This window comes from Sphingobium abikonense NBRC 16140 (genome assembly GCF_001598335.1).
Classification (GTDB): domain Bacteria; phylum Pseudomonadota; class Alphaproteobacteria; order Sphingomonadales; family Sphingomonadaceae; genus Sphingobium; species Sphingobium abikonense.
Genome location: NZ_BCYT01000017.1, coordinates 61,266 through 73,752, shown reverse-complemented (window position 1 = coordinate 73,752; position 12,487 = coordinate 61,266). Strand labels below are relative to the sequence as shown.

Annotated in this window: 11 protein-coding genes; 6 read left to right on the top strand and 5 right to left on the bottom strand. The window is 65.0% G+C overall.

What is annotated here, in order from left to right; all coding sequences use genetic code 11:
* The coding region (locus SAB01S_RS15120) for a UDP binding domain-containing protein (RefSeq protein ID WP_169802579.1) at positions 1 to 473 on the top strand (473 nt) is incomplete at its 5' end.
* Positions 474 to 598: 125 nt separating this feature from the next.
* Here SAB01S_RS15120 and SAB01S_RS15115 read toward each other — a convergent pair.
* Positions 599 to 1,447 carry an ABC transporter permease gene (locus tag SAB01S_RS15115; RefSeq protein ID WP_021224549.1) on the bottom strand — a complete coding sequence of 283 codons (849 nt, stop codon included), beginning with the start codon at positions 1,445 to 1,447 and terminating at the stop codon, positions 599 to 601.
* A 118-nt stretch (positions 1,448 to 1,565) separates the two neighbouring features.
* On the opposite strand from SAB01S_RS15115, the gene SAB01S_RS15110 reads away from it, so the two are divergent.
* On the top strand, positions 1,566 to 2,264 hold the full coding sequence (locus SAB01S_RS15110) for a GcrA family cell cycle regulator (RefSeq protein WP_062734000.1): 699 nt from the start codon (positions 1,566 to 1,568) through the stop codon (positions 2,262 to 2,264).
* An 85-nt stretch (positions 2,265 to 2,349) separates the two neighbouring features.
* Here SAB01S_RS15110 and SAB01S_RS15105 read toward each other — a convergent pair whose 3' ends face one another.
* On the bottom strand, positions 2,350 to 3,189 hold the full coding sequence (locus tag SAB01S_RS15105) for an outer membrane protein (RefSeq protein ID WP_062733998.1): 840 nt from the start codon (positions 3,187 to 3,189) through the stop codon (positions 2,350 to 2,352).
* Between the two features lie 156 nt (positions 3,190 to 3,345).
* On the opposite strand from SAB01S_RS15105, the gene parE reads away from it, so the two are divergent.
* Positions 3,346 to 5,322 carry a DNA topoisomerase IV subunit B gene (gene parE, locus SAB01S_RS15100; RefSeq protein WP_062733996.1) on the top strand — a complete coding sequence of 659 codons (1,977 nt, stop codon included), beginning with the start codon at positions 3,346 to 3,348 and terminating at the stop codon, positions 5,320 to 5,322.
* A 2-nt stretch (positions 5,323 to 5,324) separates the two neighbouring features.
* Entirely contained in the window at positions 5,325 to 6,767 is a 1,443-nt protein-coding gene (locus SAB01S_RS15095; protein ID WP_245646503.1) for a serine hydrolase, read from the top strand.
* Positions 6,768 to 6,771: 4 nt separating this feature from the next.
* Here SAB01S_RS15095 and SAB01S_RS15090 read toward each other — a convergent pair whose 3' ends face one another.
* Positions 6,772 to 7,665: a LysR family transcriptional regulator gene (locus SAB01S_RS15090; RefSeq protein WP_062733994.1), complete on the bottom strand. Its 894-nt coding sequence runs from the start codon at positions 7,663 to 7,665 to the stop codon at positions 6,772 to 6,774.
* Between the two features lie 100 nt (positions 7,666 to 7,765).
* Here SAB01S_RS15090 and SAB01S_RS15085 point away from each other — a divergent pair, with 100 nt between their 5' ends.
* Entirely contained in the window at positions 7,766 to 8,545 is a 780-nt protein-coding gene (locus SAB01S_RS15085) for an SDR family NAD(P)-dependent oxidoreductase (RefSeq protein ID WP_062733992.1), read from the top strand.
* Positions 8,546 to 8,625: 80 nt separating this feature from the next.
* On the top strand, positions 8,626 to 9,339 hold the full coding sequence (locus SAB01S_RS15080) for a 2OG-Fe dioxygenase family protein (protein WP_062733991.1): 714 nt from the start codon (positions 8,626 to 8,628) through the stop codon (positions 9,337 to 9,339).
* A 7-nt stretch (positions 9,340 to 9,346) separates the two neighbouring features.
* Here SAB01S_RS15080 and gor read toward each other — a convergent pair whose 3' ends face one another.
* Complete coding sequence (gene gor / locus SAB01S_RS15075) at positions 9,347 to 10,693, bottom strand: glutathione-disulfide reductase (protein WP_062733989.1); 1,347 nt, start codon at positions 10,691 to 10,693, stop codon at positions 9,347 to 9,349.
* Positions 10,694 to 10,877: 184 nt separating this feature from the next.
* Positions 10,878 to 12,395 carry a glucose-6-phosphate isomerase gene (pgi, locus tag SAB01S_RS15070; protein WP_062733987.1) on the bottom strand — a complete coding sequence of 506 codons (1,518 nt, stop codon included), beginning with the start codon at positions 12,393 to 12,395 and terminating at the stop codon, positions 10,878 to 10,880.
* Positions 12,396 to 12,487 lie beyond the last annotated feature (92 nt).

Genomic DNA, 12,487 nt, shown 5'->3' with positions numbered 1-12,487 from the left:
TTCGCATCGTGGAAACGGTGGTGCAGGTCAACGATTTGCGCAAGCGCGCCATGGGCCGCAAGATCGTGAAAGCGCTGGGCGGCGACGCGCGCGGCAAGAAAGTCGCGCTGCTGGGCCTTACCTTCAAGCCAAACACTGATGACATGCGCGACGCCCCCAGCCTCGCCATCGTCCAGGCGCTGGAGGATGCGGGCGCAACCATCGTCGCCTATGATCCCGAAGGCATGGAGGTCGCAGCGCCAATGATGCCATCGGTCAAAATGGCGAGCGACGCCTATGAGGCCGCCGATGGTGCCGACGCGCTGGTGCTGGTCACCGAATGGGACATTTTCCGCGCGCTGGACTTGAAGCGCATCGCCGCCTCCATGGCCGGCAAGGCGCTCATCGACCTGCGCAACATCTACCCCCTCGCCGAAGCCCAGGACGCCGGCTTCACCTTGACCCGCGTCGGTGGCAGCGGGGCGACGGCCTGATGCGTCTGCCGCAGGATGGGGAGGCGCGCGAACGCCCTCCCCGCCTGCATCACTGGCTGCTGGCCGCTATTATCCTTTTCATCCTGATGCTCGCGGGGCCGCTATTCGCGGCCTTCCTCTAAGGATCAGGCCTTGATCTTCCAGCCGCGCCGCAACAGCGTATAGCACAGCCCGCCGAACAGCAGGTTCAGCCCCAGCAGCACCGCGCTGCCCACCACGACATTGGTATCCGCCGCCGCGACGAAGCCATAGCGGAAGCCCGAAATTATGTAGAAAAACGGGTTGGCGTGGCTGATTCCCTGAAAGAACGCAGGCAGCCGGTCGATCGAATAGAAAGTGCCCGACAGCAGCGCCAGCGGCCCGATCACGAAATTGGTGATCGCCGCGCCATGGTCGAACTTTTCCGCCCAGATGGACGTCAGCACGCCCAGAAACGCGATGAAGCTTGTACCGAGCAGCCCGAACCACAGCACCGCCCACAGATGCGCGGGCGTCACATGCACGCCCGGCCACATGGCCATCGCCAGCCACAGGGCGCAGCCCACGAACACCGCGCGCGTTACCGAGGACGCCGCCAGAGCAAACAGCAATTCCCCCACCGAAATCGGCGGCATCAGATAGTCGACCAGCGTTCCCTGCACCTTGCCGACCATCAGCGAAAAGCTGGCATTGGCGAAACAGGCGTTGATCATGCCCATGATGATGAGGCCCGGGGCGATGAAATCGGCAAAGGCCACCGCCTCGCCGCGCAGCGATACCGTCCGTCCGCTCCCCCCCAATGCGACGATGAAGATGATGAGGAACATCAGCGTCGTGATCGCCGGCGCCCATACTGTCTGCAACTGCACCTTCAGGAACCGGCGCACCTCCTTGCGGTAGAGTGCCCAGGTCCCGGCCCAATTCACGTTGCGGATCTGCGGGACGCCCGGCTCGGCAAAGGGCGAGTCGGCGGCAATTTTGGGCTGGTCGTTCATGGTGGGATCGACTATCGGCTGGTCCGTTGTGCTGCAAGGGTTCAGGTCCAAAGGATTTGAACCTGATGCGCGGGCTTCCCATATGGGGAGTGATCCCAAATCTGTAAGGAGTTTTTCATTGTCCTGGACTGACGAGCGCATCGACCAGCTCAAGGCGATGTGGGAGCGCGGCCTGACCGCCAGCCAGATTGCCGAGGAACTGGGCGGCGTCAGCCGCAACGCGGTGATCGGCAAGGCGCATCGCCTTGGCCTGCAATCCCGCCCTTCCCCCGTGAAGGCGAACGAGACGCCCAAGCGCGCCGCCGCGCCCGCCCGCAAGCCTGCGCCCGCAGCGCCAGAAGCTGAAGCACCCCGCGCTGGCGCCCCGGTCGCCGCGCCGCCCCCGCCGCCACGCCCCGCCGCTGCGCCATCGGCGCCGGCCGCTGCGCCTGCCGCTCCGGCCGCCAGCGCCACGCCGGACGCACCCACGCCCGCGCCGCAGCCGCGCATCATTTCCGTTGGCCCCGGTGGTTTCCTGCGTCAGGGTCCGGGCGACCAGCAGGCGCCGATTCCGCCCGCGCCGCCGCGCCGCCTGGTGCCGGCCAAGCCCAGCCCGGAAATCGCGGACAAGACCAGCCTGCTCGACCTCACCGAGCGGATCTGCAAATGGCCGATGGGCCATCCGGGTGAGCCGGATTTCCATTTCTGCGGCGAAGCGGTCAATCCTGGCTTCCCTTATTGCGTCGAACATTGCGGCCGTGCCTATCAGGCCCAGCTGCCCCGTGGCACGCGCCGCCCGCCGCCGCCCATGCCATTTGGCGGCCCGCGCGTGCGTTGAACGCCAAGCAATTGAACGGCCAATCAAAAAAAGAGGCCGGTTCCGCCATGGAACCGGCCCCCTTTTTTGTGTTGTAAGCCTACCGTCAGAAGCGGAAGCTGGTCGTCACCATCACGCTTTGCGTGTCGAACTTGTCGCCACGGTTGATGCTGGTGCCGCCCGACGGCGTGATCAGGAAGGGATTGGTCGCAGGCGCACTGCCGGCGCCTACGTCGACGCGATAGTCATCGACATTGTAGCGGGTCCACAAATAGCGCGCGCCGATCGAAAAGTTGTTAGAAACCTTCGCTTCGACACCGCCGCCCATGGTCCAGCCCCAGCCGTCCTCGCTGCCATTATCCTCGGTAAAGCTATTGGCGCCATTGCTGGTGGTGAAATTATTCTTCACCTTCGCATAGGCCAGACCGCCAGTGATATAGGGCATGATGCCGCTTGGCGTCGTGTAGCCCAGGCGCGCGCGCAGATTGCCGTTCCAATCGATCTTGCGACGCATCGTGTAGAAGGCCGGCGTGGTCGAAAACTCCGTCACCTTGTCGTCGACATAGGCCTTGCCCGCTTCCGCAACAACACCCGCGACGAAGCTGCCGAACTGCATGTCATAGCCGACATGCCCCATCCAGCCGATCGCGTCCTTGTCATCGTTGCATCCCGATGCCGGCGTACGGCCGCGCGCCGCACCACCGCATGTGCCGGGCGAAAAGGCGTTGGCGCCGGTCGTTGTCGTCACCACATCATTATAGTCGCCATCGCCATCGGTATCGAACCGCAGATGCTCTTCGCCATCGCTCTTCTGCCAGTTATAGCCGAACGATCCACCGACATAGGGGCCGGTCCAATCCACCGCGCCGCCGTCCTGCGCCATGGCCGGCATCGACAGGCCGAGCGCCATCACGGCGCCAACTGGCGCCAGCATCTTAATTTTCATGAAATTTATCTCCTCGCCTGGGACAAGTCCCCTGTTCGGGAGGGCAAACGGATCATGATCTATATTGGTTTCACGGCTTATCGTAACATTATGTTGCTGCGCCGCACCATGTCGATCAGCTTGCACCCGCGCCCCGCCTGCCTATAGCTTGGTGCCATGTCCGATGACCTGTTTGCCGCCGCCCCCGCCACGACCACCGATTATGACGCTTCGACCATCGAGGTATTGGAGGGGCTGGAGCCGGTCCGTCGCCGGCCGGGCATGTATATCGGCGGCACGGATGAGCGCGCGCTGCACCATCTGGCCAGCGAAGTGCTTGACAACAGCATGGACGAGGCGGTCGCCGGCCACGCCACCCGCATCGAAGTGACGCTGGAGCCGGGCAACCGGCTCACCATCACCGACAACGGCCGGGGCATCCCGGTCGATCCCCACCCCAAATTCCCGGACAAGTCCGCGCTGGAGGTCATCCTCACCACGCTTCATTCGGGCGGCAAGTTTGAGGGGAAGGCCTATGCCACGTCCGGCGGCCTGCATGGTGTAGGCATCTCGGTCGTCAACGCGCTCTCCACCTCGACCGTGGTCGAAGTCGCCCGCAACAAGGAGTTGTTCCGCCAGAGCTTTTCGCAGGGATTGCCGCAAGGGCCGCTGGAAAAGGTCGGCGGCGCGCCCAACCGGCGCGGCACATCGGTCGCCTTCACGCCCGACACCGCGATCTTTGGCGAGCAGAAGTTCAGGCCCGCCCGCCTTTACCGCCTCGCCCGGTCGAAAGCCTATCTCTTCGCCGGGGTCGAAATCCGCTGGAAATGCGCGCCCGAACTCATCAGCGACGACACGCCGCCCGAAGCGGTCTTCCAATTCCCCGGCGGCCTCGCCGATCATCTGAAGGAACAGGTTGGCGACCGCGAATGCGCCACCAGCGTCTTCTTTTCGGGCAATCAGGATTTTCCCGGCGACGCAGGCCGGGTCGAATGGGCGGTCGCCTGGCCGCTCTGGTCGGACGGCAGCTATAGCTGGTATTGCAACACCATTCCCACGCCCGATGGCGGCACCCATGAAGCGGGCCTGCGCGCCGCATTGGTCAAGGGCATCCGCGCCTTTGGCGACCTGGTCGGGCAGAAAAAGGCGAAGGACATCACCGCCGACGACATCATGACGTCATCGGAAATCATGCTGTCGGTCTTCATTCGCGATCCTCAGTTTCAGAGCCAGACCAAGGATCGTCTCACCAGCCCGGACGCCGCGCGCCTTGTCGAAAATGCCGTGCGCGATCATTTCGACCATTATCTGACCGACCATATGGATCGGGGCAAGGCGCTGCTGTCCTATGTGCTCGACCGCATGGACGAGCGCCTGCGCCGCAAGCAGGAAAAGGAGGTCAAGCGCAAGACGGCGACCAACAGCCGCAAGCTGCGCCTGCCTGGCAAGCTCACGGATTGTTCGAACGACGACCCGGAAGGCGCTGAAATCTTTCTGGTCGAAGGCGACAGCGCCGGCGGTTCGGCCAAGCAGGCGCGCGACCGCAAGACGCAGGCGATCCTGCCCCTGCGCGGCAAGATATTGAACGTCGCGTCGGCCAACACCGCCAAGATCCTGGCCAATCAGGAGATTGCCGACATGATCCTGGCGCTTGGCTGCGGCACGCGCAAGGACTGCAATCCCGATCATCTGCGCTATGAGCGCGTCGTCATCATGACCGACGCCGATGTCGATGGCGCGCATATCGCGACGCTGCTGATGACCTTCTTCTTCCAGGAAATGCCCGAACTGGTGCGGCGCGGCCATCTCTTCCTCGCCCAGCCGCCGCTCTATCGCCTCACCGCCGGCGGCAAGAGCCTTTATGCCAAGGATGACGCGCATCGCGAACAGCTTCTCGCCAAGGAATTCAAGGGCAAGAAGGTAGATGTCAGCCGCTTCAAAGGGCTGGGCGAAATGAACCCGATGCAGCTGCGCGAAACCACTATGGACCCCAAGACGCGCAGCCTCATCCGCATCACCCTCCCCGACGATGTCGAGGACAGGCAGCAGGTGCGTGATCTGGTCGACCGGCTGATGGGCACCAATCCGGCCCACCGCTTCGCCTTCATCCAGGAAAATGCCGCCGCGCTGGACGAAGAAGCGATCGACGCGTGACGATGGTCGGCGCCGTTCGCTCCGAGCGCTGCCTGCAAAACATGAACGCGCGCGCCGCGCCAAGCTCTCTGGCGGGCACTCCCCACGCCCAACTCCGTGCTCCTGCGAAGGCAGGAGCCCAGCACCCAACCTCACCCCAATCTCCCCGCTTCCTCACCCGCGCAGCCGCGCATATCCTCGCGCTCCTCATCCTCTGCTTCACCACCCCGACATCCGCTGCGCCAACCCCGGCCTATCAGGAGCGCGCGCACCAGCTTCTCGACATCCTCGCGGCCCCCGGCAATGAAACCGAATTTTTCGCCCCGCTCTTCCTAGACGCCGTGCCGTTGGATCGCTGGCGCGCCATCGCCGCTGACCTGCGCGCCCGGCACGGCACGCCGGTCGCGCTGGGTGCGGTCCGCACCGAAAGCGCCACCGCCGGCCAGGTTGAAATACGCTATGAGCGGGCGACGGTCGGCTTCACCCTGGTGGTCGCGCCCCAGCCGCCCGGCCGCGTCATCGGGCTCCAGATCGTCGGCGCGCGCACCGCCGACGACAGTTTCGACAAGGTGATGGCCGATCTTACCGCTCTGCCCGGCCAGAGCGCGCTCTCCATCGCCCGGCTGACCGACGCCGGCCCCCAGGTGATCCACTCCCGCAACGCGACGACGCAGATGGCGACCGGCTCAAGCTTCAAACTCTATATCCTCGCCGAACTCGCCCGCGTCATTGCCGCTGGGGAGCGCCGCTGGAGCGACGTCATCCCGCTCGGCCCCAAAAGCTTTTCCGGCCGCCTGATGCGCTGGCCCGACGCCGCGCCGATGACGCTGCACAGCCTCGCCACCGCGATGATCGCCGAAAGCGACAATAGCGCGGCCGACACATTGCTCCTGGCGCTAGGTCGCGACACGGTGGACGACATGGTCACGGCCAGCGGCCATGCCGATCCGACCCGCACTGTGCCGCTGCTCACCACGGCCGAGGCCTTCGCGCTCAAAATGCCGGCCGCCGCCGACCTGCGCGCCCGCTATGCCGCCGCCACGCCCGACGCCCGCCGCGCCCTGCTGCGCGACGCCGCCGCGCGCCTGACCGCCGCCAGCGTCGACATTGGCAGCGTCGCGGAAAGTCCGGTCGCGATCGACAGCATCGAATGGTTTGCGTCGTCCGCCGACAGCATCGCCCTGCTTGACCGGCTGCGGCACACTGGCGGCGACGCGCTGCCGATCCTGGCGGTCAATCCGGGCATCGCGCCAGCCGATGCGAAACGCTGGCGCTATCTGGGCTATAAGGGCGGCAGCGAACCGGGCGTCATCGCCATGAACTTTCTCGCCCAAGCGTGGGATGGCGGCTGGTATGCGCTGAGCGCCAGTTGGAACAACCCGGCCGCGCGCGTGGACGAACCCGGCTTCGTGGCGCTCGTGACCCGCGCGCTCAATCTTCTGGCGCAGGACGGGGCCGCTCGCTGACCCGTCAGCCGGGCAACTCTATTCCCTCCAGAAAATCCAGGAACGCCCGCACCCGCGCTGCGGTCCGGTCCTCCGCGGCATAAAGGGCGTGAATATCCTCGCCATCGCCGGCTGCATAGTCCGCCAATATCTCGACCAGCCGTCCGTCTTTCAGGTCGCGGGCGACATGGAAATAGCCGTGCCGGGCTATGCCGCACCCCGCCACCGCCATCTGCCGCACCACCTCGCCCGAATTGCCGAAACAGGCGCCTTCCACAGGTCGCTGCACGATCCGCCGACCAATGCGAAAGGGCCAGCTGTCGACCGACCGGCGAAAGCTGAAACGCAGACAATCGTGGCCTGCCAGATCGTCGGGCGTCGCAGGCGTGCCCCGCCGCGCCAGATAGTCCGGGCTTGCGACCAACACCATGCGGCTATGCCCCAGCTTCTTCGCTCGCAAACGAGTGTCGCGCAGCGGCCCGATACGAATGGCGACGTCGGCCCGTTCCTCGACCAGATCGACAATCGCGTCCGACAAAGTCAGGTCGATGCGGACGGCGGAATAACGCGCGCGGAAATCGGGCAGCATCGGGATCAGCCATTCGACGCCGAAGGACGGGGAAGCGTTGACCCGCAGCACCCCGCGCGGCGCGCCGCGTTCGTCGCCCAAGCCCGTCTCCAGCTCCATCATGTCGGTCAGCAGCACCATCATACGGTCGCGATAGGCAATGCCCTCCCGCGTCAGCGCCAGCGCCCGGGTCGTGCGCCGCACCAGCGTCACGCCCAACCTGTGTTCCAGCCGCGCGATCGACCGGCTGACCGCCGATGGGGTCAGCCGCAACGCCTTGGCCGCATTGGCGAAGCTGCCTTCGGTCGCGACCATCAGGAACGTCTCTATATCGCCCAGCCGGTTATCCATGATTTCGATTCACTTCTGAAGTGATGAGGTGCGCTCTAATCATCAATCGTGCGAGCGCTTACTTATGTCCACATCATTGTCAGGTTCAAAGGATTTCACCATGGATTTGAAGCTCTTGGGCAAAAGCGCCATCGTCACCGGATCGACCGCGGGCATCGGCCTTGCCATCGCCAAGAGACTGGCGGACGAAGGGGTGGCCGTCACCATCACCGGCCGCACCCAAGCCAAGCTGGACGCGGCCGCCGCGCAGATCGGCGGCAACGTCAACCCCGTCCTCGCTGACCCTGCGACGGCCGATGGCGCAGCTGCGCTGATCGCCGCCGTTCCAGCCACCGACATCCTCGTCAACAATCTCGGCATCTACGAGGCGAAGGACTTTGCCGACATCAGCGACGCGGACTGGCATCATCTCTTCGAAGTCAATGTGGTCAGCGGCGCACGCCTTGCCCGCCATTATTTTCCGCAGATGCTCGCCGCCAATTGGGGCCGTATCCTCTTCATCGCCTCGGAAAGCGGCCTGCTGCCCCCGGCGGAGATGATCCATTACGGCATGACCAAGTCGGCACAGCTTGCCATCTCGCGCGGCCTCGCTGAACATACGCGCGGCACCGGCGTCACCGTCAACAGCGTCCTGCCCGGCCCGACCCGGTCGGAGGGCATCGTCGACTTCATCCAGTCGGTCGTGGAAAACAAGGACGCGCCCGAGGCCGATCGCGAAGCGGAGTTCTTCACCCGCATGCGCCCGCTCTCGCTCATCAAGCGGCTGATCGAAGCGGACGAGGTCGCCGCCATGGTCGCCTATCTCGCCAGCCCGCTCGCCGCCGCCACCAACGGCGCTGCGCTCCGGGTCGAAGGCGGCATGATCCCGACCATCGCCTGACGCCCCCAAATCGCTGGCGATCCTGCTGGCGGCAAATGGCCCTGTCGCTCGTTCCCTCCCTTCGCCTATGAAGGATCAGAATGAGCGACACGGACAGCCTTTCCCGCATCGACGCAGCCTTGGCCATGGACGGCTATGCCCGCCTGCCGGGCGCAGCGATGATCGATCGGCTCGCCATCACGCCCGCTGATTGGGCGGCCTTTGCCGCCAGCTGGCACGATCTGGGGCCGGATCGCTTCATGGCCGATGGCGGCCGCTATCGCCGCCGCCGCCATGCCACCTTCGCGTTGCGGGGCGGCAGCTTCACCCGCCAGCCGCATCAGCCCCATTGGCAGAGCCGCGACTATAACCCCCTGAATGGCGACGTGCAGCGCTGGTTCGATCCGGTCGATCCGGCGACCATCGCCAATCCCGTCGCCCAGGCGATCCTGGCCTTCTGCGCCGACAGCTTCGATCCAGCGGGATCGGGCAACTGGCATGTCGAACTGCACCAGTTCCGGATCGAGGCCAGCACGAGCGAACAGGGTCGCCCCACGCCCGAAGGCATGCATCGCGACGGCGTCGACCGGGTGATGGTGATGCTGATCGAACGGCGCAACCTGCGCGAGGGCGTCACCCGCATCGGCGCGCCGGATGGCACGCCGCTCGGCGAATTCACCCTGACCGATCCGGGCGACACGATGCTGATCGACGATCACCGCATCCTGCACGGCGTCACCGAAATCCACCCGCTCGATCCCGACCAGCCCGCCTGGCGCGACGCGCTGGTTGTGACCTTCGCCGCAACCGGCTGACCGCCGCTTATTTGAGCAGCACCAGTTCCTCCGCCATGCTGGGGTGCAGCGCGACGGTATCGTCGAAATCCTGCTTGGTAAGGCCAGCCTTCACCGCGACCGCCGCCGCCTGCAAAATTTCCGGCGCATCCGGCCCGATCATGTGCAAGCCCACGACCCGGTCGGTCGTTGCGTCCACGATCATCTTGTAGAGCGCCCGCTCGTCGCGATTGGCCAGAACATTCTTCATCGGCCGGAAATCAGACGTATAGATTTTGACCGTGCCCAGCTTGTTGCGGGCCTCCGCCTCGGTCATGCCTACACCCGCCAGCGGGGGATGGCTGAACACCGCCGATGGCACGCAGCCATAATCGACCTTGCGCCGGTTGCCGCCGAACACCGTATCGGCAAAGGCATGGCCTTCGCGGATCGCCACCGGGGTCAGCTGCAACCGGTCGGTCACATCGCCCACCGCATAGATGCTCTCGCAACTCGTCTGGCTATAGTCGTCGACCTTGATCGCGCCCTTCTCGTCCAGCTCGACGCCCGCCGTCTCCAGTCCCAGTCCTTCGGTATGAGGTCGCCGCCCGGTCGCGAACAGCACCAGGTCGGCCGCCACCGGATCGCCGCTTTCGAACCGCACGCACAGCGTTCCGTCCTCATTCTTCTCGATCTTCTCCATCGTCGCGTTGAAGCGAAAATTGATCCCTTTCATCGTCGAAATCTGGAGCAGCCTGTCGCGCACCGTCTCATCATAGCCGCGCAGCAGGGTATTGCCGCGATTGACCATCGTCACATGGCTGCCGAACTGATGGAAGATGCCGGCAAATTCATTAGCGATATAGCCGCCACCCACAATGACGATGCGGCCGGGGCATTCGTCCAGGTGGAACACCTCGTTGCTGGTGATGCCATGCTCCGCGCCCTCGACCTCCGGAATGATCGGCCAGGCGCCGGTCGCGACCAATATGACCTTCGCCGTCACCTCCCGCCCGCCCGCCAGCTTGACGCTGTGCGGCCCGGTGATCGTCGCGCGCTCCCCGATCAACTCGACCTGATGATTGTCGAGCGTATTCTTGTAGAGCCCCTCAAGCCGGTCGACATCGGCCAGCACATTGTCGCGCAGCGTCGTCCATTCAAAGCCGCAATCGGGCACATTCCAGCCGAAACGCCGCGCATCCTTCAGGTCCTCTGCGAAATGCGCGCCATAGATCAGCAACTTCTTGGGCACGCAGCCGCGAATGACGCAGGTGCCCCCGACCCGGTACTCCTCGGCCACCGCAACCCGCGCGCCATGCGCCGCCGCCACCCGCGACGCCCGCACCCCGCCCGATCCCGCGCCAATGACGAAAAGGTCGAAATCATAGTCGCTCATGCCGGTCTCCGCTGGTTGTGCGCGCGATATGGCGGCTGAGGGGGCGAGTTACAAACATTGATTCGTCTCTGCGCCGTTCGTCCTGAGTAGCCATTGAGCCTGTCGAAATGGCGTATCGAAGGACAGTACTTCGATACGAGGCTTCGACAGGCTCAGCCTCTACTCAGCACGAACAGACCTGGAATCACTCCGCCCCCAACGCCAGGTCGATCAGCGCCATGGTCGACGGATCAAATCCGCTCGGGCCGTCGGCCTCGATCGACTTGGCGATCTCCTTGCCCAGCTCGACGCCGAACTGATCGAACGGATTGATCCCCATCAGCACCGCGTTGGCGAAAGTGCGATGCTCGTAGAATGCGATCAGCGCGCCCAGCGCCTCCGGCGTCACATCCTCCATCAGGATCGTCGTCGACGGCCGCCCGCCGGGATAGGCGCGCGCCGGATCGTCCGCATTCTCCTTGCCGCGCATCAGCGCCGCGCCTTGCGCGAAACAGTTGACCAGCAGCGCGCGGTGATGCGCCGGGTCGAGCGTATGGCCCGGCTCGATCGAGGCGATGAACTCGACCGGCGCGATGATCGTCCCCTGATGCAACAGCTGGAACACGGCATGCTGCGCGTCGGTCCCCACCCCGCCCCAGGTGATCGGCGCTGTCGGCCCGTCGACGGGCTGGCCGTCTCGGGTCACGCTCTTGCCGTTGCTCTCCATCTCCAGCTGCTGCAGGTAGGAAGGCAGCAGCTTCAGCCGCTCGTCATAAGCGAAGAGCGCGCGGGTCTGGCATCCCATCACCCGCGCATAATATTGATCGGCGAAGGCAGCGATCAGCGGCGCATTTTCGCGCGGATCGGACAGGCGGAAATGCCGGTCCATCGCCGCCGCGCCTTCCAGCAGGCTCTCGAACGCGTCCCAGCCCAGCGAAAGCGCTGCGGGAAAACCGATTGACGACCAGAGCGAATAGCGCCCGCCCACGCTTTCGGAGAAGGGCAGGATGCGCGTTTCATCGACGCCCCACTCGATCGCCTTGTCCGGCGAAGCGGTCAGCGCGATCACCCGGCCATAGGGGTCCTCGACACCCGCCTCGACCATCCAGTTGATCGCGCTCGCCGCGTTCAGCATCGTCTCGGTCGTCGTGAAAGTCTTGGAAGCGATCGCGATCAGCGTATAGGCGGGGTCGAAACTGTCCATCGCCCGCTCCAGCGCGGTGCCGTCGACATTGGACACGATCGCCACGTCGTAGCGGATGCCATCGCCGTCCAGCGCGTCGATAATGAGGTCTGGTCCCAGCGCCGATCCGCCAATGCCGATATGCAGGATATGCCGGATCTCGCCCAGCGCCCCGGCCTCGATCGCGTCGATCAGCGCGCGCATCCGCGCGTGCAGCGCCTTGGCCCGCGCGACGCTGTCGGCCTTGCCCTCGCCGCGTTCGGCAGGATGCTCGGCGGCGCGGCCTTCGGTGTTGTTCACCGCCTCGCCCGCGAACAGCGCGTCGCGCTGCGCGGCAAAACCCTGTTCCTGCGCCAGCGTCAGAAAGGCGTCGATCAGGTCGCCGGTCAGGTGCGTCTTGGACCAGTCGAACCGCAACGGCCCCTGGTTGAGCACCAGCGACGACAGCCGATCCGGCTCTGTGGTAAAGATCGTCTTGAGGTCGGCTTGGGGCAGCGCGGCAATGGCCGCCATGGGACCGTGCAGGACAGGGCTGGTCATGCTGGGATATCCTTTTTCGTGACGTTGGTCGACATCGACGCTGCACCGGTCGATTCTGTGCCGTTCTAGACCGGCGCGCCGTGCAATGCACC

Bases quoted from the DNA above. Each gene is read 5' to 3' on its own strand.
- SAB01S_RS15085 (WP_062733992.1), top strand. From the start codon at position 7,766: ATGGATTTGAAGCTCTTGGGCAAAAGCGCCATCGTCACCGGATCGACC.
- SAB01S_RS15105 (WP_062733998.1), bottom strand. From the start codon at position 3,189: ATGAAAATTAAGATGCTGGCGCCAGTTGGCGCCGTGATGGCGCTCGGC.
- parE (WP_062733996.1), top strand. From the start codon at position 3,346: ATGTCCGATGACCTGTTTGCCGCCGCCCCCGCCACGACCACCGATTAT.
- SAB01S_RS15080 (WP_062733991.1), top strand. From the start codon at position 8,626: ATGAGCGACACGGACAGCCTTTCCCGCATCGACGCAGCCTTGGCCATG.
- SAB01S_RS15115 (WP_021224549.1), bottom strand. From the start codon at position 1,447: ATGAACGACCAGCCCAAAATTGCCGCCGACTCGCCCTTTGCCGAGCCG.
- SAB01S_RS15090 (WP_062733994.1), bottom strand. From the start codon at position 7,665: ATGGATAACCGGCTGGGCGATATAGAGACGTTCCTGATGGTCGCGACC.
- SAB01S_RS15095 (WP_245646503.1), top strand. From the start codon at position 5,325: ATGGTCGGCGCCGTTCGCTCCGAGCGCTGCCTGCAAAACATGAACGCG.
- pgi (WP_062733987.1), bottom strand. From the start codon at position 12,395: ATGACCAGCCCTGTCCTGCACGGTCCCATGGCGGCCATTGCCGCGCTG.
- gor (WP_062733989.1), bottom strand. From the start codon at position 10,693: ATGAGCGACTATGATTTCGACCTTTTCGTCATTGGCGCGGGATCGGGC.